Raw genomic sequence first — 20,196 nt, 5'->3', positions numbered from 1 at the left:
TGAGACGGCAGACGAGGGAACGGAGGAGCCTGCCCATTAGATTCGGAACCTTGATCGCTGCCGCGACGATGGTGGCCTCGGCGGCGTCCGGAGCGGCGGCCCAGAGCTACGACCTCGTCCTCTCGGGCGGGCGGGTGATGGACCCCGAGTCCGGTCTCGACGCGGTGCGCCACGTCGGGATCCGCGACGGGACGATCGCCGCGATTTCCGAGTCTCCGCTCGACGGCGAGACGGTGGTCGACGTGTCCGGTCTCGTCGTCGCGCCGGGGTTCATCGACCTCCACGCCCACGGCCAGAATCGCTACTCGAGCCGGCTGCAGGCACGGGACGGGGTCACGACCGCGCTCGAACTCGAAGGCGGCACGGACGATGTCGAGCAGTGGTACGCGAGGCGGGAAGGGCAGGCCGTCATCCACTACGGCGCAACGGCCTCGCATGGCGCGGCCCGCCGACTCGCCCTCGGCGGGCAGGAGGAAGCGGTCCGGCTGGCGGCCGGTCTCGAGCAGGTCGCGGTGATGGAGAACCGGCTGCGCGAAGAACTGGGACGCGGAGCGCTCGGCATCGGCTACGGCATCCAGTACACGCCGGGCGCGCGGCGCGAGGAGATCCACCGGATGTTCCAGCTCGCGGCGGAGGAAGGCGTGACGAACTTCGTCCACATCCGCTACGCCGGGATGGTCGAGCCCGGAAGCTCGATCGAGGCCGTGCACGAGATGATCGCGAACGCGGCGTCGACCGGCGCGGGCGTGCACATCGTCCACATCGGATCCAGCGGCCTGGGGCAGGTGCCGACGCTCCTGGCCATGATCGAGGGAGCGCAGGAGCGCGGGCTGGACGTGACGACCGAGGTCTATCCCTACACGGCCGCCTCCACCGACATCCGGGCCGCGATCTTCGACCCGGGTTGGCGCGAGCGGTTCGGGTCCGATTACGGCGACATCGAATGGGATGCGACCGGCGAACGCCTCACGGAGGAGACGTTCAACGAGCGGCGCGAGACGGGCGGCCGCATCATCGCGCACATCATCCCGCAGGAGATGTTCGAACTCGCGCTCGCCCATCCCCTCGTCATGGTGGCGAGCGACGGCGTCCCGTTCCTGGACGGCAACGGCCACCCGCGCGGGGCCGGCACCTTCGCTCGCGTTCTCGGCCGCTACGTGCGCGAGGAAGGCCTCCTCACGCTCATGGATGCGCTCCGAAAGATGACCCTGATGCCGGCGCAGCGCCTCGAGGCCTATGTGCCGCAGATGGCGGACAAGGGCCGGCTCCGGGTCGGAGCGGACGCGGACATCACCGTCTTCGACCCCGCCACGGTCATCGACAACGCGACCTTCGACGCGCCCACGCAGCCGTCCGGCGGGATCGAGCACGTCATCGTCAGCGGCACGTTCGTGGTCCGCGACGCCGAACTCATCGAGGACGCCCTCCCCGGCCAGGCCATCCGCCGCGACTGAGTTTCCCGCTCACGCGGCAGCGCCGGCCTCGACGCCAACCCCGGCCAGCCGGCCCGAGATTTCGCGGAGGCGGAGCCACTGCTGGTAGTAGAGCGGGATCCCCAGCATCGACTCCACGAACTGGAACACGTACATGACGATGGCGAACACCGCTCCATACTCGAGCGTCTGTTCCGCCGCCGAGGCCACGGCGAAGACCAGGAGGCCGGTCATGAACACCAGTTGATCCCGAAGGTGCCGGCCTCCAGGTCGGAGAGCCGGATGTTCCAGCGCATCATGGCGCGCAGGTGCTCGCGCAGCCGCCGGGGATCGCCGCTGTGCACGGCGTCGACCTGCCGCTCGTACTGGTCGTTGAACCCCTCGTTGTAGCGGGTCGTCAACCGTCCGGTGAGGGCGTAGAGCGTCACCGTGGCGACGGCGACCACGAGACACCCGAGGAAGACGGGGACGTTGAGGAGCCACAGGATCAGCACGGTGCCGGCGAGCCCGATCAGGCTGTTGACGAGCGCGGGCAGGGAGTTCTCGAAGAACTCGACGACCTCCCGGAGCATCCCGAGCCGAGCCGTGCGGGTCGACGTGTCGCTCTCCTCATCGGCGCCGACCATCTCTTCGCCCAGGCCCACGTAGATCCTCGCGTACGCGCGGCTGTCGACGAGGCGCCGGACGATGGCGATGAGCATGGTCGCGATGCCGAGCGCGCCGAACTCGTAGAGGCCCCGCGTCGAGTCCGCGAGCACACTGTCGATGGCCCGCCCGATGAAGAGCGGGAACAGGATCCAGCCGGCGGCCTCCAGCACGACGAGGGACATTGTGAGGATGAGACGCCCGGCGAAACGCTTCAGAAGTATGTCCATGCGACCTCGGTGGGCTCCTGGATTCTGTCGGCGGCGCCGGGGATCGGCTTATTCTTCGCGCCCAATATGAAACAGGTCCGCGCCCGGTGCCGACATGCCAACCCGGAGGTCCGTTCCCATGCGTTCGATCGAAGCGAGAAGCCCCTTCCGACTCTTCCCGCGAAACGCGCGCGGCGTGCTTGCGGCGTTGATCCTCGCGGCGCCGGCGGCGGAGGCCCACGCCTCGGGCGTCCCTGCTGCGGCCCAGACTGCGGGCGTCGGCCAGGACGCGGGCGCCGATCAGGACGAGACGTCGCTCTACCGGTCGATGCGGTGGCGCAACGTCGGTCCGTTTCGCGGCGGGCGGGCCGTGGCCGCGGCCGGGGTCCCCGACGACAGGCTCACCTACTACATGGGCACGGCCGGCGGCGGCGTGTGGAAGACCTCCGATGGCGGAATCAGCTGGGGCAACGTGACGGACGGGTTCGTCGCCTCCTCCTCCGTCGGGGCCGTGGCCGTCTCCGAGTCGGATCCCAACGTCGTCTACGTCGGGATGGGCGAGCACTCCATCCGCGGCGTCACGACCTCGCACGGCGACGGCGTCTACCGCTCGACGGACGCGGGCCGCACGTGGACGCACATGGGCCTCGCCCCCACCCGCACGATCTCCCGCATTCGGATCCACCCGGAGAACCCGGATCTCGTCTACGTCGCCGCCCAGGGATCGCCCTTCGCGCCCACGCCGGAGCGCGGCATCTATCGCTCGGCGGACGGGGGGGAGAACTGGGAACTCGTCCTCCACGTGGACGAGAACACGGGGGCCTCCGACCTGGCGATGGACCGCACGAACCCGCGCATCCTCTACGCCTCCATGTGGGACCACGACCGCGATCCGTGGTACATCCGCAGCGGCGGGCCCGGCTCCGGTTTTTGGAAGTCGACGGATGGCGGAGACACGTGGGAGGAGATCAATGCCGGCCTCCCCGGTCTCATGGGAAAGACGGCGATCGACGTCTCCCCCGCGGACCCGGACCGGGTATGGGCGCTGGTCGAGGCGGAAGAGGACGTGGACGGGGTGTACCGCTCCGATGACGGGGGGAAGAGCTGGACGCTGGCGAGTTCCGAGCGGCAGCTCCGGGGACGGGCCTGGTACTACATCGAGATCTACGCCGATCCCCTGGACCGCGAGACCGTCTACGTGATGAACTCGCCCTTCCTCAAGTCGATCGACGGGGGGCGCACGTGGGCGACGATCCAGACGCCGCACGTCGACCACCACGACCTGTGGATCAACCCGTTCGACAGCCGGGTCATGCTCTCCGCCAACGACGGCGGAGGGACGGTCACCTTCAACGGGGGTGAGACCTGGTCCACGCAGGAGAACCAGCCCACGGCCCAGATCTACCGGCTCGCGGTGGACAACCGCTTCCCGTATCGCATGTACGGCGGGCAGCAGGACAACACGAGCGTGGGCATGCTGGGCTGGGCCACGCACGGGGGCGGACTCGGCTGGAAGGACTGGATCGACGCGGGGGGCGGGGAATCGGCCTGGGTCGCATTCGATCCCGACAACCCGCGCTACCTGTACGCGACCTCGATCCAGGGGATCATCACGGAGCTGGACACGGAACTCGGCTCCACGCGCAGCGTGCAGGCGTACCCGCAGTTCCAACTCGGGATGGACGCCGAGGACATGCGCTATCGCTGGAACTGGAACGGGCCGGTCGTCGTGTCGCCGCACGACCCGAGGGTGATCTACCACGGGGCGCAGCACCTGCTGAGGTCGAGCGATCGCGGGGTGACGTGGGAGGAGATCTCCCCCGATCTCACGCGGAACGAGCCGGAGAAGCACGTCGCGGCGGGCGGGCCGTTCACGAACGAGGCGGCGGGGGGCGAGGTCTACAACACGATCATGACGATGGCCGAATCCTCGCTGGAGGCCGGGACGATCTGGGTCGGTGCGGACGATGGCCTCGTCCACGTCACGCGCGACAACGGAGAGACGTGGACCGACGTCACGCCGGACGGGATGCCCGAGGGGATGGTGAATTCGCTCGATCCATCGCCGCACGAACCGGGCGGCGCCTACATCACGCTCAGCCGCTACAAGTTCAACGACTTCGCGCCGTACATCTACAGGACGACGGACTACGGGGAGAGCTGGGCGCGCATCGATGCCGGGATCGCGGCGGACAAGCCGGAGGCGTGGGCCCGCGTCGTGCGCGAGGATCCCGAGCGGCGGGGCCTGCTGTACGCCGGGACCGAACTCGGGATGTACGTAAGTTTCGATGACGGCGCCTCGTGGCGGAGTCTGGATCTGAACATGCCGCTCACGCAGATCACGGACCTGCAGGTGCAGGCGGGGGACCTCGCCGTGGCGACGCAGGGGCGCGGCTTCTGGGTGCTCGACGATCTTTCTCCGCTGCGCCAGCGGGCCGACGCCGAAGCCGCCGAGGCCGCGGGCGGCGACCACCTCTACGCGCCCGCCACGGCGTACCGCGTGAGTCAGGGGCTCGGAGGGCCGGTCGGTCCGACGACCACGGGGCAGAACAAGCCGCCGGGCGTCGCGATCGACTACGTCGTCGCCGCGGCACCGGGAGCGGATGCTCCGGAGGACGGTTCGGAAGCGTCTGCGGAATACGCGGCGTCGGAGGGCGTCTCCCTCGTGCTGGAGATCCTCGACGCGGGTGGCGAGGTGGTCCGCACCTTCACGACGGACACGGCGATGACCGTCTCGGGGGTCCGCCACTCGCGTGCGCCCGCCGCCCGCGGGCACAACCGGGTGTTCTGGGACCTGCGCGTGGAGAGCGGACCGCGAGTCACCGAGTCCTACGCCTTTTTCGGGGACGCGCCGGGGTATCGCGTGATGCCCGGGACGTACGGTGCCCGGCTGACGTTGGGCGACGCGCCGCCGCAGACGCGCTCGTTCGAGGTGCGCGGGGACCCGCGGATCCCCGCCTCGGCGACGGATTTCGCAGCCAACGGACGCTTCCTGGAGTCGGTGTTCGGGGCGATCGTGGGGCTCCACAACGGCGTGAACGACATCCGGGACGTGCGCGCGCAGGTGAACGCGGTCGTCGGGCAGGCGACGGAGGCCGGACTCTCGGGGGCCGAGGCGCTCGAAGCGGCGGGGACGGCCCTCGCGGATTCGATCACGGTGCTGGAGGACCGCCTGTTCCAGAAGCGGCGGGCGGCGCAGCAGGACATGGTCGCCTACGAGGGGCTGCTGAACATGCAGTTGACCGCGCTCATGGGAGAGGTGGACGGCTCCGACCTTCCCCCCCGCGCCGGCGTGCTCGAGCGATGGGGCGACCTCGAGGCGGAGTGGGAGGTGGAGGAGGCCGCGCTCGTCCGGGTGCTCGGCGAGATGCTCGACGCGTTCAACCAGCTCGCGCGCGACTCGGGCGTCCCGGCCGTCATCACCCGCGGCCGCCCACGGACCGTCTCGTAGCAGGCGCCACGGATCGGATCGCGCGCCGTGCCACGAATCGCGCCAAGGAGCGCATGACCGGCCGGTTGGCGATCGACGGCGGCACTCCGGTCCGCACGGCGCCGTGGCCCGAGTGGCCGCGCTCCGGGGCTGCGGAACGGCGCGCGCTAAACGAAGTGCTCGAGTCCGGCCGCTGGGGACTGGGCGGCGACGCCGTCCCGGAGCTGGAGGCCCGCTTCGCCGCGCTGCACGGCGCCCGGTACGCCGTGGCCTGCTGCAACGGCACGATGGCGCTGCAGGCCGCACTCGTCGCTGCCGGGGTGCAGCCCGGCGACGAGGTCATCACGAGCCCGTACAGCTTCGCGGCGACGGCCCACGCCATCCGGTCGCTGGGCGCCGTCGCCGCCTTCGTCGACGTCGAGCCGGGCACGCACAACCTGGACCCGGAGCTGATCGAGGCCGCGATCACGGAGCGCACGACGGCGATCCTGCCGGTGCATATCGGCGGACGCCCGGCCGACATGGATGGCGTGAACGCGGTCGCGGCCCGGCGCGGCCTCCGGGTCGTCGAGGACGCCGCGCAGGCGTGGCTGGCGGGCTGGCGCAGCCGCGCGGTCGGCACGCTCGGCGATGCGGGCGCCTTCAGCTTCCAGTCGAGCAAGAACCTCACTGCCGGCGAGGGCGGGATGGTGCTCACCGACGACGAGGCGCTGTACCGCCGCGCGTGGTCGTGGCATGACTGCGGCCGCGACCCGACGGGCTCCCCGCACGCGCACGCGCCGGACGGTCTCAACCTCCGCATGACCGAGTTCCAGGCGGCCCTGCTGCTGTCCGGCCTCGAGCGGCTGCCCGCCGAGCAGGCGATCCGCCGGCAGGCCATGGACGCGCTCTCTGCAGGCCTGGCCGAGGTCGAGGGCGTGAACACGCCGGATCCGGACGAGCGGATCACCGCCCACGGCTGTCACGTCTTCATGGCGCGCCTCGACGAATCGCGGCTCGGGGCGGATCCACGCGACGGCCGAGACAAGCGTCGGGTGATCGAGGCGCTCCGGGCCGAGGGGATCCCCGCGCATTCGGGCTACACCACGCCGCTCGAGCGGGGACTGCCGATTTGCGAGCGGCTCTGCCGCACGACGATCTGGATCAAGCACGAGGTCCTGCTGGCGGGCGCCGCACAGATGCAGGATGTCGTGGCCGCGTTCGCCAAGGTTCTCGGAGGGAAGCGATGAAGAGCTACCAGTTCAGCGCATACGGCGCGCCGCTCGAGTTGGCCGAGGCGCCGACGCCCGAGCCGGCGGGCACGGAGGTGCTCGTCCGCATCCGCGCCTGCGGGGTCTGCCACAGCGACGTGCATCTGCGGGAGGGGTACTTCGAGATGGGCGGCGACCGGAAACTGGACGTGCGCGCGGTGCGCGACCTGCCGTTCACGCTCGGACACGAGATCGTCGGCGAGGTCGCCGCAGCGGGACCGGAGACTGAAGACGTCGACCTCGGCGACCGGCGGGTCGTCTTCCCCTGGATCGGTTGCGGCGGCTGCGATTTCTGCGACAGCGACCGGGAGCACCTCTGCAACCGCCCGCGCGCGCTCGGCACGCACCTCGACGGCGGGTTCGCGGATCACGTCATCGTCCCGCATCCCCGCTATCTCTTCGACTTCGGGGATGTCCCGCCCGAGTTGGCCTGCACCTACGCGTGCTCGGGCCTCACCGCCTACAGCGCGCTCCGCAAGGCGGAACGGTGGCTGGAAGACCAGCTCGTCATCATCGGGGCCGGCGGTGTGGGGTTCGCCGGAATCCAGCTCGCGAAGGCGCTCTTCGACGCCGAAATCATCGTCGTCGAGGTCGATGATGCGAAGCTCGAGGCGGCACGGCGGGCGGGGGTCGCGCACGTGGTTGACGCCCGGGACGAAGACGCCTCCCGACAACTCAAGCGGCTGACGAAAGGCGGCTGCCCGGCGGTCGTCGACTTCGCGGGCTCCTCGGCGTCCGCTGCCCTCGGCTTCCGGACTGCCGCCAAGAGCGGTGGCCTCGTGGTCGTGGGCCTGCTGGGCGGTTCCCTATCCGTGCCGCTGCCCCTGCTCGTCCTCAAGGATCAGACCGTCGAAGGGTCCGATCTCGGAAGTATCGCGGAGATGGGCGAGTTGATGGCACTGGTCCGGGCAGGACGCGTCGACCCGATTCCCTACGCGACGAGGCCGATGGCGGAAGCGGAGTCGAGCCTGCGCGATCTGGAGGCGGGGAACGTCGTCGGAAGGATCATCCTGACCGCGTAGGCGAGAGCCGCGCGGGCTCAGCCCTCAGCAGTCGGCGGACCCGACTTCAGCAGTCGACGAGTTCGATCCTGTCGGGCTGGTTCGGCACCGCGCACAGGAACTCGAACGGCTCTTCCCCCACCGCATCGTAGGAGTGCGGCGTGCCCGCCGGAATGTAGACCACATCCCCGGCCCTCACGTCGTGGGTTTCGTCCCCGATCGACACCCGCGCCCGACCCCGCAGGACGTACTGCTCGTGTTCGACCGCGTTGGTGTGGCGCGGCATCCCGCCGCCCGGCTGCATGACAAAGCGGCGCAGAGCGAAGTTCGGGCCCTGGTCCGGACCGATCAGAACCTGCGTTTCGGTGCCCGACCCGGCGGCCACCGGCGTGAGTCCGAATTCCGATACATGTCGAACGCCCACTGGATCATCCTCCTGATTCCTCGTTCCGTGCGGCCCGAAAACTTGCCCGTCCACCCGCCACGTCGCCAGATTCGACCGCCTCGCGGGCGTAGCTCAGTTGGCAGAGCGTCAGCCTTCCAAGCTGAAGGTCGCCGGTTCGACCCCGGTCGCCCGCTTTCTCTCGTCCTCCAAACATCTCCTCCTCATGTTCCCGGTCGGGAATAATTCCGGCGATACATGGTGTTTTGCCGTGTGAAATTCCCGTACGGGAATAATATGCTTGACATCCGGCGCGGACCGGGGCGATATTCCCGATCGGGAATACTTCATGATGAAGACAACCGTCACACCCGCCGATATCGGCAAGATCGTCCGAGACGCGCGCAAGGACGCGGGGCTGCGCCAGCATGAGCTTGCGGGCGCGGCAGGGGTCGGTCTGCGCTTCATCGTAGATCTTGAAGCGGGAAAACCGACCGCGCAGGTCGGAAAGGTCCTTCAGGTTCTGGCTGCGCTCGGCTGTTCGGTCGAGATCGTTCCCCCACCCGAAGCCGACGCGACGGCACCGGCCGCCGTCCACGATACCGGCCGCCGTCCACGATAGATGAGCCGCGTCCTCGACATCTGGTGGGATGGGCGCCTCGTCGGTCGTTTGATGCAGCCGTGGCCCGCCGCCCTCGAGTTTGTGTACGCGGACGACTGGCTGCGGGACGAACGAGCCCCGGCGCTGTCCGCGTCGCTGCCCAAGCGCCCAGAGCGATATGCCCGCCGCGAATGCCGGCCCTTCTTCGCCGGCCTCCTGCCGGAGGAGGTTCAACGGGACCGAGTGGCAAGGGCGCTGGGTGTTTCCCCCTTGAACGACTTCGTCATTCTCGATCGTCTCGGCGGCGACGTTGCGGGAGCGCTCCAACTGCTGCCATCCGGAGAACCGCCGGCGGAGCCGGACTCGGACTATTCCCCTCAACCGCTCAACGACGCGGCGCTGATCGACGTGCTCGACAAGCTGCCGTGGCGTCCGCTGCTCGCCGGCGACGAAGGCCTGCGCCTCTCGCTCGCCGGGGCCCAGTCGAAGCTGCCTGTCGTTATGGTCGACGACGTGATCGCCCTTCCAGCGTCGGGGCAGCCCACGACTCACATCCTGAAGCCGGCGATCCCCGATTTCCCCCACACAACGGAGAACGAAGCCTTCGCGATGCGGCTCGCGCGCGCGGTGGGCTTGGACGTCGCGTCCGTGGAGCCTCGGCGAGTGGGGGATCGAACGTTCCTCCTGATCGAGCGATACGATCGATCGGTCGGCCCGGACGGTTTTGTGCGCCGCATCCATCAGGAGGACTTCTGTCAGGCGCTCGCCATACCCCCGGCGGCCAAGTACGCAGGTGAGGGCGGTCCGGGTCTGAAGGTTGGCTTCGACCTGCTGCGCCGGGTCGCGCGCCGCCCCGCCGTCGACGTCATCAGGCTCCTCGACGCCGTGATCTTCAATCTCATCGCGGGCAACGCGGACGCGCACGGGAAGAACTTCTCGCTCCTGTATGACGCGGCCGGACCTCGTCTCGCACCGCTCTATGACCTCGTGATGACGGTCGCCTACCCGGAGCTGTCGTCTACGCTCGCCATGCCCATCGGGAGCTGCGCGGAACTTGCGGAGATGGACTCTGGCCGCTGGGCTGCCTTTGCGGAAGAAGCGACGCTGGGACTCCCTCTCATCCGGAGAAGGGTCGCCGAAATCGGAGAGTCGGTGATCCGGCGGGCACACGACGTGACGGAGGAGCTGACGATGCCGGGGCTGGATACGGAGGCGCTCCGGCGATTCCGCCGCACGGTCACCGTCCGGGCGGAGCAATGCATGGCGTCGACCGGAGCCGGGGTCGGCCGACTCAGTGGCAATCCCACGGGTTCGTGAGGACGAGTTCGAGTCCGATGAAGTCCGCCACGTCGCCGTCTTGCGGGCTGTCGCCGTTCGCTTGAGCTTCGAGCGCGAAGCGTTCGGCATCTCCGTTCCCCAACGATGGATGTGACCGATGGCGACAGAACCTCGCGACTTCAACAGCGCGATCCAGTACCAGCCCGACGAGACGCCCCCGTACCGGATCGCCATCGGACTTGCGCTCCAGTACGTCGTGCTCACCATCGCGGCCATCGTCATCACGGTGGCGATCGTGGTGCGGGCGGCCGGCGGCTCCGAGTCCTACCTGTCGTGGGCGAGCTTCGCGGTCCTGATCGTGAGCGGCGTGACCACGGCCGTGCAGGCCGCGCGCGTCGGGCGCGTGGGAGCGGGGTACGTCCTCCTCATGGGGACATCGGGCGCGTTCATCGCGGCCTCCGTGACGGCGCTCGTCGAAGGCGGCCCCGGTCTCCTCGCGGCGCTCGTCATCGCCTCCTCCCTCTTCCAGTTCGGGCTCTCGCGGCACCTCGCGCTCCTGAGGCGGATCATCACGCCGGTGGTCGCGGGGACGGTGATCATGCTGATCGCGGTCACGATCATGCCCCTCCTGTTCGATCTTCTGCGCCAGGTGCCCGAGGGCGCCTCGACGCTGGCGGCGCCGGTGACGGCGGGCGTCACCGTGCTCGCGACGCTGCTCATCGTGCTCCGGGCGAGCGGCGTCTGGCGGCTGTGGGGTCCCGTGATCGGCATCTTCGTCGGGTGCGCGGCGGCGGTTTCGTTCGGCATCTACGACTTCGAGCGCGTGGCGGCCGCGCAGTGGATCGGTCTCCCCGCAGCCGGCTGGCCGGGCTTCGGCTTCAGCATCGGCCCCGCCTTCTGGGCGCTGCTGCCGACGTTCGTGTTCGTGACGCTGATCGGCGCGATCGAGACCGTGGGCGACGCCGTGGCCATTCAGCGCGTGTCCTGGCGGCGCAGCCGGGCCACGGACTTCGGAGCGGTGCAGGGCGCGGTCGCCGCCGACGGGCTCGGCAACCTGCTCTCGGGGCTGCTGAGCACCGTCCCCAACACGACCTATTCGTCGAGCATCTCGCTGGCCGAGATCACGGGCGTCGCGGCGCGCCGGGTGGGCGTGTGCATCGGCGTGACCTTCTGCGTGCTGGCGTTCCTGCCGAAGATCGCGGCGATCGTGCTCGCCATCCCCGACCCCGTGCTCGCCGCCTACGGGTTCGTTCTGATCGGGATCCTGTTCGTCATCGGGGCGCGGGTCGTCGTCCAGGACGGCATCGACTATCGCAAGGCGGCGATCGTCGGCGTGTCGTTCTGGGCGGGCGTCGCATTCCAGGAGGGCGCCCTCTTCAACGAGTATCTGAGCCCCGGGCTCGCGCCTCTGCTCGAGAACGGCATGACGGCGGGCGGCCTGACCGCGATCCTCCTCACAGCCCTGCTCGAGTTCACGGGCTCGCGGCCCCTGCGCGTCGAGACGACGCTGAACGTGGAGGCGCTCCCCACCATCCGGAACTTCCTCGACAAGTTCTCGATCCGGCGGAAGTGGCGCATGGAAATGAGCGACCGGCTGCTGCAGGCGGCCGAGGAGACGCTGCTGCTCCTGCTGGAGGAGGCGAAAGAAGGGGAAGACGCGGAAGACCGGCGTCTGCGCGTCGTCGCCCGCAAGTGGGGGAACGGGGCCGAACTGGAGTTCATCTCGGCCAGCGGCGCGGGGAACATCGAGGACCAGATCGCCGTTCTCGCCAGCCACGGCACGGCCGAGCCGCAGGAGCACGAGCTCTCGCTCCGGATTCTGCAGCACCTGGCCACATCGGTGAGGCACCAGAAATACCACGATGCGGACATCGTGACGGTTCACATCGACGGCCCCGCACGGGGAGGCTAGCTGAGCGGAGCCGGCCGGTCGACGGCTCCGGCTAGCGGTGGAGGCTAGCGGCTCGAGATCTGGTGGGCCGCGATGAGTGGGAGAGGGCGCTCGATCCGGCCGGGCGTCTCGCAGACCGAGATCGACCCGCGGGCCCGCGAGATCAGGATTTCGCAGGCCTCCAGCACCGGCGCCCCGAGGATCAGCAGCGGGCGTCGTGAGAGGTCGAGCGCCTCGAACATGGCGAGTTCCGCAACGACCGCGTCGACATCGGCGAAGCGGGTCGTGCCGAGGTCGAGCGAGGCCAGCCGGATCGGCGCCGCGGCAATCGTCGCGGAACCCACGCCGCGTGGGAGCAGCGTAAAGGGTTCGCCTGTGAGTTCGACTCCGGCGAGCAGCGCCGCCGCCGTGTTGAGGACCGTGTACGGGGCGCCGGTGTCGAGTATCGCTCCCACCTCCCGGCCGTTGACCCGGACCGTGAAGTGGACCAGCGCGCGTCCGAGGTCATCCATCGGGATCGGGGGCCCGAGATCGTCGCCGGGGGTGGCCCGCCCCGGTTCGTAGAGGCGGATCTCTCTGTCGGGGCCGTCGATGCGGACGTCATAGCGCTCGAAGAGGCGGGTGCCGATGACGCCGTCGTAGCGGATTCCGGCCGGGTCGGTGACGAAGTCGTCGTCCACGATGACCCGGTGTCCGGGCCGGGCATTCGCGCGTCCGAAAAAGATGTCCGGTCCGCGAACGAGCCAGGTCGCCTCGCTCCCGCTTCCGCCCTGCACGCGTGTCCATCCGACGCGCGGCAGGTCGAGCCGGCGTGCCACGCCTCGCGTGAGTCCGTGCGCGTTCGCCCCGGTGTCGAAGACGAAGCGAAGGGGTCCGCGCCGGGACCTGCCCTCGATGGTGAACCAGCCGTTGCGAAAGCCGAGGGGGATGGCGGCGACGAGCGCTTCGTCGGCCGGGGTGCGGTTCGCGACTTCCTGCAGCTCCGGCGGCTCCTGGACGGGAGCCCGCCACTCCGCCGCCGAGGCAGGCGACGAGGCGACGACAACCAGTGCGGCCCCGACCAGGTTTAGTTTCATGTAACTAGATTGTAACGATTGCCGTTGCATAACTGTGACACACCACAATAGCAGAAATGGTTCCCGTTGTCATGTAACAGTCAGATCAGGGGACCAGGCCCTCCGCCGTCGCGAGCAGTCGATCGCGGTCGAGCACCTGGCCGCCGAGGATCACGGCGTGCACGCGGCGGGCATTGGCGATGTCGTCGAGCGGGCTGGCGTCGAACAGTACGATGTCGGCCAGCATGCCGTGCGCCAGCGTGCCCCTGTCGGGCAGGCGCAGCGCTTCGGCGCCCATCCGGGTCGCGGAGATCAGAGTTTCCGCCGGCGTCATGCCGGACTCCACATGAGTCTCCATCTCGCGCTGGAAGGCGAGCCCCGGGGGCGCGTTCGCCACCAAGCCGTGCGAGCCCATGGTCACGGGGCCGCCGGCCTTCGCGTAGCGCACCGTGAACGCGCCCATGTTCCGCATCGCCGCCCACTGCACGTCGCGGCCCTCCTCGCTGAACTCCGGCTCGAAGACGGCCAGTGTGCCGTCGAGGTTGACGTTCCGTTCGAGCATGAGTTCAATGAGCGCGTCGGCGCGCGGCCCGGCGGGGTCCAGCGCCGCCCACAGCGCCAGCCCGCCCGCCCCGCGGTAGATGCTCTCGCGGAACACCGACTGCCGGAACTCCTCCGCCTGTTTGGGCGAGACGAGGGCCCTGCCCACGGACCTCGTGTGCTCGATCCCATCCAGCCCCAGCCGGATCGCGGCCACGGGGTCGACGATCTCGAGGTGGCCGTGGACCGGCACGTTGCGGCGGTCGGCCTCCTCGATGACGGCGGCGATCTGCGCGAGCGAGAGCCGGAAATACACCTTCAGCGACGTCGCGCCCGCATCCATCAGTTCGTTCGCCGCCATCCGGGCGTCCATCTCGTCCAGCAGGACGCGGGAGATGGTGGGATAGGCCGTGTTCCACCCGTCGAGGATCGGTCCGGAATAGAGGAGCCGCGGCGCCGGATACCCCTGGGCGCGCACGCCCGCCATCCAGGTCTCGTTATCCGACATCCATTGTCCCATCTCCCTCAGCGTGGTCACGCCGTTGGCCAGGAAGAGGAGCGGAAGTTCGGGATTCGCGTCGGTCCCCGTCCCGTCGATCGACGCGTGCGGGCCGGGAGAGTAGTGGAAGTGGAGGTCGATGAATCCCGGTGTGAGGAACCTGCCGGAAGCATCGAGGCGCTCGGCCCCCGCCGGGATCTCCACCTGCCCCGCGGGCCCGATCCGCTCGATCCGGTCGCCGCGCACGAGCACCGTCGCATTCTCGTGGACGGCGCCCGTCCCATCGAAGACCGTGCCCCCCTCGATCGCCAGCCACCGGTCCTGCGCCTGAACTGAAGCGGCTCCCGCCAACATCCCGATGAGAACGAACGAAGCTCTTGCAGCGCGCACGGCGAAGCTCCTTGGTCAAGTCCGCTTCCTGTGCGACCGGGTCCAACCGACCCGGACGACCGCATCTACGCTGACGGAGATCACCGTCCAAGACAAGGTATGCATCGGGGTGGGACGGGTGATGGGCGTGTCGCCGCTTGCTTGCTGGTGAACGCCGCGACGATGCTCCGTGGGCCGGGGTGCGGGATCGTCGCGGGGTGGGCGGTACGCCGGTCGGCGGTTCCGAGGGCGTTCAAGGCTGGCGCAATCGGCGACACGCCCATCACCCGCCCGTCGCCGATGCGGCGGGGGAGGCGGTGGCCGGGCTTGCTGGCTGGTAAACCGCGCTGCTCCACGGTGCAGGGCGGGCGTGGGGTGCGGAAGGGGAGGAGGGGAGCGTCGGCGGCGGCGCCAGCCTTGAACGCCTGCCAACCGGCTCCACGGTCCTGTGGCCGCCCCGCGGCGGTGTGTCCCCCGGACGGCGGAGCATGGTCGCGGCGTTCACCAGCCAGCCGGCGCCGACACTCCCCTCCTCACCGGGCCGATCTTTCCGTCCCGGACGACGGGATCTACGCTCAGACATTCCCGCCGAACGCAAAGGAGCAAGACCATGGAGAAGAGAGTGCGCACCTGCACGGGGATTCTCGGTTCGATGGCCATCCTCTTTCTCGGCGGAGAGCCGGCGAAGGGCCAGGACCGCGAGGCCCTGTCCGGGGAGGTGAGGTCCTATCTCGCCGTCTCCTCGCCCGTGGTGGCGCTCGAAAACGTGCTCCTCTTCGACGGCACGGGCGGACCCGCACGCCCGGGGCAGACGATCGTCGTCCGCGGGAACCGGATCGAGAGCGTGGGCGCGACGGGCGAGGTCGAGATCCCATCGGGTGCCGAACGGCTGGACCTGGAGGGCCATTCGGTCATGCCCGGAATGGTCGGGCTCCACAACCACATGTTCTACTACCAGTCCACGCCGCGCGCGTCGCAGATGCAGTACTCGGGTCCGCGACTCTATCTCGGGGCCGGGGTCACCACCGTGCGGACGACGGGGAGCGTCTCCCCGTACCAGGACATCTCCCTGAAGGGTGCCATCGAAAGGGGCGAGACGCCGGGCCCCCGCATCCTCATCACCGCCCCCTACGTCATCAGCCCCGGACCGGACGAGCGCCTCCGGGATCTCGGGATGTATGCGATCCGGGACGAGGAGGCGGCGCGCCGGTACGTGCGCTACTGGGCCGCGGAGGGGGCGGAGTGGATCAAGGCCTACACGCAGATCACGCGCGAGGCGCTGGGCACGATCATCGACGAGGCGCACCGCCAGGGGATGAAGGTGACGGCGCACCTGTGCTCGGTGGGCTTCCGCGAGGCGACGGCGATGGGGATCGACAACCTCGAACACGGCCTGTGGGCCAACTCCGAGTACGACACCACGCGTGAACCGGACAGGTGCAGCCCCAACTACCAGCGAAGCATCGCCGAACTGGACATGGACGACCCCCGCGTGGCCGAGACGATCTCCGAGATGGTCGCCGCCGGCGTCGCCATGACCTCCACCGTGGCCGTCGCCGAGCAGGCCACGCCGCTCGTGCCCGACCTCACGGAGCGCGATCTGGACGCGCTCCCGGATCACGTCGTGGAGGCGGAGATGGAGCGGCGGTCGATCTTCCGGACGACGGAGATGCCGTGGATGATCGACCTGTTCGAGAACATGCTCGACTTCGAACTCGCCTTCGTGGAGGCGGGCGGCGTGCTGGCGGCCGGCGTGGATCCGGCCTGGGGCGCGCTGCCCGGCTACGGTGATCAGCGGAACTTCGAGATCCTCGTAGAGGCGGGTTTCGAGCCGACCGCCGCCGTCCGGATCGTGAGCGCGAACGGGGCGCGCATCCTCGGCCTCGACGGCGAACTGGGCACGGTCGTCCCGGGCAAGCTCGCCGACCTCATCGTGATCGAGGGCGACATTGAACTCCGGCCCTCGGACATCCGAAACGTCCGTCTGGTGTTCAAGGATGGACTCGGCTACGACCCGGAGCGGCTCACCGCCGCCGTCGCCGGCCAGGTCGGCGTCCGCTAGCCGGACCTCTCTATCGGATCTCGACGTCGTCCAGTTCGAAGGTGAACGCTCCGAGCGGTGCCTGGGCCACGAAGGCGAGGCCGGCGATGATCGTCGGATCGGCCGTGGAGAAGCTCTCGAGCGGGATCTCGACCACGGTCCACTCCGCCCCGGCGAGGAAGGGGACCGCGGGAGGCGCCGTCGCCGCGATGTCGGCGCCGAACAGCATCACGGTGTAACCTCGCCCGTCGCCGCGGGCCCGGAATCGCAGGACGCTACGGCCCGAGAAGTCGACCGCCTGCATCGGCTGAGCGCCAAGAAACCAGATGGCGCCCGCCCACGGGAACGGGGACCCCGCCTTCGTCTCGCCGCGCACGACGAGGGCGCCGGCCTCCACCGCCAACTCGGCCGTGGAGGTGCCGCTGTTCATCGCATCCGTCGTCACCTGCCAGCCGGAACCGAAGCCGGCGTCGATCCCGTCCTCGAAATCGACGACGATCGGTCCGTCGGGCGCCGGCGCGATCTCCGGGGCGGACCCCGCCGCGGCGGACTCGCGCGCGACTGCGTAGCCATCCTTCCAGATCGTGACGATGTCCGTGGTGCGGGACAGGTCATCCCCGACGTCGCCCCGCACGAGCACGAGGTCGGCGACGTAGCCCTCGGCGACGCGGCCGCGCTCGGGGACCCGGAACGCCTCCGCGGCCCCGGACGTCGCGGCGGCGAGTGCCGCGTCGCTGGCCAGACCGGCCCGCGCCAGGAGGCGAAGCTCTCCGTGCATCGAAATCCCGGCCCCCGTCCCGGGGTTGGGCGCATCCGTTCCGGCGATGATACGGACGCCCGCTTCGTGCAGGCGCCGCACGTTCTCCAGCGCCGCCTCGCCTTCCGTCCCCGTGCGCAGATACGACGGATTGCCAAGCGTCCCCTGCTGCATGGGCGAGACCAGTTCTTCGTCGGTCTCGTCGAGCACCCGCAGTCCGGTGGAGTCGCCGAACATGCTCGCGATGACGGAGAGCGTCGGAACGACGAAGACCTCCGCTTCCGCGACGCGGCGGGCGTCCTCCTCGGCGATGACCTCGTCGATCCATACGTGGACCAGACCGTCCGCACCCTGCGAGACCGCTTCGAGCGCCCGCTCGATGCCCGTGACGTGGACGACGGCCAACAGTCCCTCCGCGTGGGCTGCGGCGATCAGTGCGCCGATCGTCTCGCCGTCGAGAGCCGGGAATTGCAGCTCGCTGCCGTAGGCCCTCCCGTCCTCCGAGACGATCTTGATCCAGTCGGAGCCTTCCGCCTTCCGCGCCCGCACCCAGGCGGCAGCGTTCGCCGGGTCCGCGAGCGGCTCCACCGCCATCCCGAACTGCGTGCCGTGACCGCCCGGCGCCGTCGCCAGCATGCCGGCAGAGAAGAGGTCGGCTTCGGCCGTGCGCGCGATTTCGTCCCGGGCCGCTCTCGCTCCCGTCAGGAGAGCGGGATCGGTGAACTGGTCGAGCACCGAGGTCACGCCGAAGCGCAGCGCGTCGTTCAGCGTTCCGCCGAACGTGTGGACGTGGCCATCGATGAGGCCCGGGAGCAGCGTGTGCCCGCGCCCGTCGACCCGAGGCAGCTCCTCCGGCAGTCTGAGCTTCGCCCCGACGCGCCGCACACGTCCGTCCTCCACCCACACATCCTGGTTCGGCCTGAAGGCGACGCCGTCGAAGAGCGCCACGTCCACCACCGCGAAGCTCTCCTCCGGCGCCTCCTGTCCCGGGACGTTCGCGCCGCCGGGAACCGGGAGCGTCGCGAGCGCGCCGATGAATCCCCCGGCCGCGACTGCAAGAATCCACAGACTTCGGGCACCCGATCGGTTTCCCGCATTCATGATGTTCCTCCCGGGCGAAGCGAGACGGCGCCCGACCCCGCCCGCCGAAAGCCGAAAGCGGCGACGGCGAGAAAGGCGAGCGATTGAACGCCGAGCACCGAGACGTGCAGGAGCGTGGTCTGTCCCCCGTCCATATCGATGATCTTGAGCGCAAGCTGCGCCTGGTGGAAGGCCGGCAACGCGTTGGCGACGTCCTGCAGGGCCGCCGGAAAGATCGTGATCGGGATCCAGAGTCCGGACAGCATGGCCATGGGCAGGAACACGAGGTTGGTGATGGCCACCGCGGCGCGTCCCCTGGACCACGCCCCGACGGCAAGCCCCAGAGCGCAGAAGGGGATCACTCCGGCGAGCACGACTCCGGCCAGGGCGAACCACTGCCAGCGGTACAGCACCACCCCGGCCCCATGGGCGCCGAGAAGGAAGATCCCCAGGACGACGGCCGCTCCGAAGGCGATCGCCATCGCGACCTTGGCGAGCAGGTAGGCGGCCGCCGGCATCGGCGTGGTCCGTTTGAGGAGGAGGACACCCGAGTCGCGTTCCATGGCGAGCCCGGCGCCGAAGCCGAACAGCGAAGGGCCCATGACCCCGAAGACGCTGTACGTCGCCAGCATGTACGTGGGCGCGGCGGCGGAAAAGCTCCCCGCGCCCATGAGCACGCCGAAGAACAGGTAGAAGATCAGAGGGAAGAGCAGCGTCGGAATCGCGAAGGCGGGCTCCCGCAGGACCATCAGGAACTGGTACCAGGCCTCCAGCACGTAGATGCGCCACCGATGGGCGAGTCCCGCCGCGGTCACCGGGCCGGCTCGGGTTCGTCGGACTCTCGCGTGAGGGCGAGGAACGCTTCTTCCAGTCCGGCGCCGACCACGGTCAGGTCGTGGAGGTCGGGATCCCGTTCGAAGAGTTCGCGGACCAGCGCCTCGGGGCGGGAGGTCAGCACCTCGAGGTGTTGGCCCCGGGTCTCGGACGTGACGACACCGGGCACGGACGCCACGGCGTCTCCCGTCACGCGGGTCACGCAGCGCACCCGGCGCGCGGCGGTGCGGGACTTGATCGTCGACGGTGCGCCTTCGGCGATCACGCGCCCGCGATGGAGGACGACGATTCGATCCGCGAGCGCGTCCGCCTCTTCGAGATAGTGCGTCGTCAGAACCGTGGTCCGGCCGGATTCGCGGTGGCGGCGAATCTCCTCCCACAGCCCGCGCCGGACTTCCACGTCGAGGCCCGCGGTGGGCTCATCGAGGAAGACGAGGTGCGGATCGCCACAGAGGGCGAGGGCGAACATGACCCGCTGCTTCTGTCCCCCGGAGAGCTTGCCGAACCTCCGTCCCTCGATTCCCTCGATCCCCGCCATGGCGAGCAGATCGGAAGCCGGGACGGGAGTGGGGTAGTAGGCGCGGAAAAGGTCGATGTGCTCGCCCACCGTCAGCGTATCGGGTACGCCGGAGATCTGGAGCATCGCGCCTCGGCGCGCCCGAACCTCGGGAGCGTCGGGTCGCAGCCCGAAGACGGTCGCTCTTCCGGTCTGCACGGGCAGGCTCCCGAGCAGCAGATGGATCGCCGTCGTCTTGCCCGCCCCGTTGGGACCCAGCACCGCCAGCACCTCGCCGCGCCGGACCTCGAGGTCCACCTCCTCCAGCGCGACCACCGAGCCGTATCGATGGGTCACGCCCGAAAGACGGGCGATGTCGGGTTCCGACATGGGAATCCTGGAGCG

17 protein-coding genes and 1 tRNA gene are annotated in these 20,196 nt (G+C 69.5%); 9 read left to right on the top strand and 9 right to left on the bottom strand.

What is annotated here, in order from left to right:
* The first annotated feature begins 50 nt into the window (after nucleotides 1–50).
* Nucleotides 51–1,454: an amidohydrolase family protein gene (locus ACQY5G_RS01970; protein ID WP_428276515.1), complete on the top strand. Its 1,404-nt coding sequence runs from the start codon at nucleotides 51–53 to the stop codon at nucleotides 1,452–1,454.
* 9 nt (nucleotides 1,455–1,463) lie between these two features.
* Here the strand turns inward: ACQY5G_RS01970 and ACQY5G_RS01965 are convergent, their stop codons facing one another.
* Together ACQY5G_RS01965 and ACQY5G_RS01960 are read right to left on the bottom strand one after the other, a co-directional pair.
* Nucleotides 1,464–1,667, bottom strand: coding sequence for a hypothetical protein (locus ACQY5G_RS01965; protein ID WP_428276513.1), 204 nt, complete (start codon nucleotides 1,665–1,667; stop codon nucleotides 1,464–1,466).
* Nucleotides 1,664–2,308, bottom strand: a complete 645-nt coding sequence (locus ACQY5G_RS01960) for an ABC transporter six-transmembrane domain-containing protein (RefSeq protein WP_428276511.1) — start codon at nucleotides 2,306–2,308, stop codon at nucleotides 1,664–1,666. Before ACQY5G_RS01960 ends, ACQY5G_RS01965 begins: the two co-directional genes overlap by 4 nt.
* 118 nt (nucleotides 2,309–2,426) lie before the next feature.
* Between ACQY5G_RS01960 and ACQY5G_RS01955 the strand changes: the two genes are divergently transcribed.
* Genes ACQY5G_RS01955 through ACQY5G_RS01945 form a run of 3 tightly spaced genes read left to right on the top strand, consistent with a single transcriptional unit; the run spans nucleotide 2,427 to nucleotide 7,989 of the window.
* Nucleotides 2,427–5,738 (top strand): WD40/YVTN/BNR-like repeat-containing protein, encoded by a 3,312-nt coding sequence (locus tag ACQY5G_RS01955; RefSeq protein ID WP_428276509.1) that lies wholly within the window; start codon nucleotides 2,427–2,429, stop codon nucleotides 5,736–5,738.
* A gap of 53 nt (nucleotides 5,739–5,791) precedes the next feature.
* Entirely contained in the window at nucleotides 5,792–6,946 is a 1,155-nt protein-coding gene (locus tag ACQY5G_RS01950) for a DegT/DnrJ/EryC1/StrS family aminotransferase (protein ID WP_428276507.1), read from the top strand.
* On the top strand, nucleotides 6,943–7,989 hold the full coding sequence (locus ACQY5G_RS01945; protein WP_428276505.1) for an alcohol dehydrogenase: 1,047 nt from the start codon (nucleotides 6,943–6,945) through the stop codon (nucleotides 7,987–7,989). The genes ACQY5G_RS01950 and ACQY5G_RS01945 overlap by 4 nt, the downstream gene beginning before the upstream one ends.
* A gap of 46 nt (nucleotides 7,990–8,035) precedes the next feature.
* Here ACQY5G_RS01945 and ACQY5G_RS01940 read toward each other — a convergent pair whose 3' ends face one another.
* A complete protein-coding gene (locus tag ACQY5G_RS01940; RefSeq protein WP_428276503.1) occupies nucleotides 8,036–8,392 on the bottom strand; it encodes a cupin domain-containing protein in 357 nt (118 codons plus the stop codon).
* A gap of 82 nt (nucleotides 8,393–8,474) precedes the next feature.
* Between ACQY5G_RS01940 and ACQY5G_RS01935 the strand changes: the two genes are divergently transcribed.
* The 3 genes from ACQY5G_RS01935 to ACQY5G_RS01925 all read left to right on the top strand — a co-directional run bounded on the left by ACQY5G_RS01935 (nucleotide 8,475) and on the right by ACQY5G_RS01925 (nucleotide 10,268).
* Nucleotides 8,475–8,547 (top strand) — tRNA-Gly (locus tag ACQY5G_RS01935).
* A 152-nt stretch (nucleotides 8,548–8,699) separates the two neighbouring features.
* Nucleotides 8,700–8,972, top strand: a complete 273-nt coding sequence (locus ACQY5G_RS01930; protein ID WP_428278630.1) for a helix-turn-helix transcriptional regulator — start codon at nucleotides 8,700–8,702, stop codon at nucleotides 8,970–8,972.
* Nucleotides 8,973–10,268: a type II toxin-antitoxin system HipA family toxin gene (locus ACQY5G_RS01925; protein WP_428276501.1), complete on the top strand. Its 1,296-nt coding sequence runs from the start codon at nucleotides 8,973–8,975 to the stop codon at nucleotides 10,266–10,268. It abuts the gene before it with no gap.
* Here the strand turns inward: ACQY5G_RS01925 and ACQY5G_RS01920 are convergent.
* Entirely contained in the window at nucleotides 10,243–10,371 is a 129-nt protein-coding gene (locus ACQY5G_RS01920; protein ID WP_428276499.1) for a hypothetical protein, read from the bottom strand. The two genes, ACQY5G_RS01925 and ACQY5G_RS01920, sit on opposite strands and share 26 nt — an antisense overlap.
* 15 nt (nucleotides 10,372–10,386) lie before the next feature.
* Here ACQY5G_RS01920 and ACQY5G_RS01915 point away from each other — a divergent pair, with 15 nt between their 5' ends.
* Nucleotides 10,387–12,141 carry a uracil-xanthine permease family protein gene (locus tag ACQY5G_RS01915; RefSeq protein WP_428276497.1) on the top strand — a complete coding sequence of 585 codons (1,755 nt, stop codon included), beginning with the start codon at nucleotides 10,387–10,389 and terminating at the stop codon, nucleotides 12,139–12,141.
* 44 nt (nucleotides 12,142–12,185) lie between these two features.
* Here ACQY5G_RS01915 and ACQY5G_RS01910 read toward each other — a convergent pair whose 3' ends face one another.
* Nucleotides 12,186–13,196, bottom strand: coding sequence for an aspartyl protease family protein (locus tag ACQY5G_RS01910; RefSeq protein ID WP_428276495.1), 1,011 nt, complete (start codon nucleotides 13,194–13,196; stop codon nucleotides 12,186–12,188).
* 85 nt (nucleotides 13,197–13,281) lie between these two features.
* Nucleotides 13,282–14,604: an amidohydrolase family protein gene (locus ACQY5G_RS01905; protein WP_428276493.1), complete on the bottom strand. Its 1,323-nt coding sequence runs from the start codon at nucleotides 14,602–14,604 to the stop codon at nucleotides 13,282–13,284.
* Between the two features lie 589 nt (nucleotides 14,605–15,193).
* Between ACQY5G_RS01905 and ACQY5G_RS01900 the strand changes: the two genes are divergently transcribed.
* Nucleotides 15,194–16,645, top strand: coding sequence for an amidohydrolase family protein (locus ACQY5G_RS01900; protein WP_428276491.1), 1,452 nt, complete (start codon nucleotides 15,194–15,196; stop codon nucleotides 16,643–16,645).
* A 10-nt stretch (nucleotides 16,646–16,655) separates the two neighbouring features.
* Here the strand turns inward: ACQY5G_RS01900 and ACQY5G_RS01895 are convergent, their stop codons facing one another.
* Genes ACQY5G_RS01895 through ACQY5G_RS01885 form a run of 3 tightly spaced genes read right to left on the bottom strand, consistent with a single transcriptional unit; the run spans nucleotide 16,656 to nucleotide 20,181 of the window.
* Nucleotides 16,656–18,482 (bottom strand): CIA30 family protein, encoded by a 1,827-nt coding sequence (locus ACQY5G_RS01895; protein WP_428276489.1) that lies wholly within the window; start codon nucleotides 18,480–18,482, stop codon nucleotides 16,656–16,658.
* The gene (locus ACQY5G_RS01890) at nucleotides 18,479–19,276 is read right to left on the bottom strand and encodes an ABC transporter permease (protein ID WP_428276487.1); all 798 of its coding nucleotides are present in this window, start codon (nucleotides 19,274–19,276) and stop codon (nucleotides 18,479–18,481) included. Before ACQY5G_RS01890 ends, ACQY5G_RS01895 begins: the two co-directional genes overlap by 4 nt.
* Nucleotides 19,273–20,181, bottom strand: coding sequence for an ABC transporter ATP-binding protein (locus ACQY5G_RS01885; protein WP_428276485.1), 909 nt, complete (start codon nucleotides 20,179–20,181; stop codon nucleotides 19,273–19,275). Before ACQY5G_RS01885 ends, ACQY5G_RS01890 begins: the two co-directional genes overlap by 4 nt.
* Nucleotides 20,182–20,196: the final 15 nt, after the last annotated feature.

It is taken from the genome of Candidatus Palauibacter sp. (genome assembly GCF_965261555.1).
Taxonomy (GTDB): domain Bacteria; phylum Gemmatimonadota; class Gemmatimonadetes; order Palauibacterales; family Palauibacteraceae; genus Palauibacter.
Note: the sequence above shows the minus strand (reverse complement) of the source record. Positions and strands in the feature narration are given on the sequence as shown.

Excerpts from the sequence above, each read along its gene's own strand:
- ACQY5G_RS01915 (WP_428276497.1), top strand. The coding sequence starts at position 10,387 with ATGGCGACAGAACCTCGCGACTTCAACAGCGCGATCCAGTACCAGCCC.
- ACQY5G_RS01895 (WP_428276489.1), bottom strand. The coding sequence starts at position 18,482 with ATGAATGCGGGAAACCGATCGGGTGCCCGAAGTCTGTGGATTCTTGCA.
- ACQY5G_RS01965 (WP_428276513.1), bottom strand. The coding sequence starts at position 1,667 with ATGACCGGCCTCCTGGTCTTCGCCGTGGCCTCGGCGGCGGAACAGACG.
- ACQY5G_RS01960 (WP_428276511.1), bottom strand. The coding sequence starts at position 2,308 with ATGGACATACTTCTGAAGCGTTTCGCCGGGCGTCTCATCCTCACAATG.
- ACQY5G_RS01945 (WP_428276505.1), top strand. The coding sequence starts at position 6,943 with ATGAAGAGCTACCAGTTCAGCGCATACGGCGCGCCGCTCGAGTTGGCC.
- ACQY5G_RS01950 (WP_428276507.1), top strand. The coding sequence starts at position 5,792 with ATGACCGGCCGGTTGGCGATCGACGGCGGCACTCCGGTCCGCACGGCG.
- ACQY5G_RS01910 (WP_428276495.1), bottom strand. The coding sequence starts at position 13,196 with ATGAAACTAAACCTGGTCGGGGCCGCACTGGTTGTCGTCGCCTCGTCG.
- ACQY5G_RS01885 (WP_428276485.1), bottom strand. The coding sequence starts at position 20,181 with ATGTCGGAACCCGACATCGCCCGTCTTTCGGGCGTGACCCATCGATAC.
- ACQY5G_RS01925 (WP_428276501.1), top strand. The coding sequence starts at position 8,973 with ATGAGCCGCGTCCTCGACATCTGGTGGGATGGGCGCCTCGTCGGTCGT.
- ACQY5G_RS01900 (WP_428276491.1), top strand. The coding sequence starts at position 15,194 with ATGGAGAAGAGAGTGCGCACCTGCACGGGGATTCTCGGTTCGATGGCC.
- ACQY5G_RS01955 (WP_428276509.1), top strand. The coding sequence starts at position 2,427 with ATGCGTTCGATCGAAGCGAGAAGCCCCTTCCGACTCTTCCCGCGAAAC.
- ACQY5G_RS01930 (WP_428278630.1), top strand. The coding sequence starts at position 8,700 with ATGATGAAGACAACCGTCACACCCGCCGATATCGGCAAGATCGTCCGA.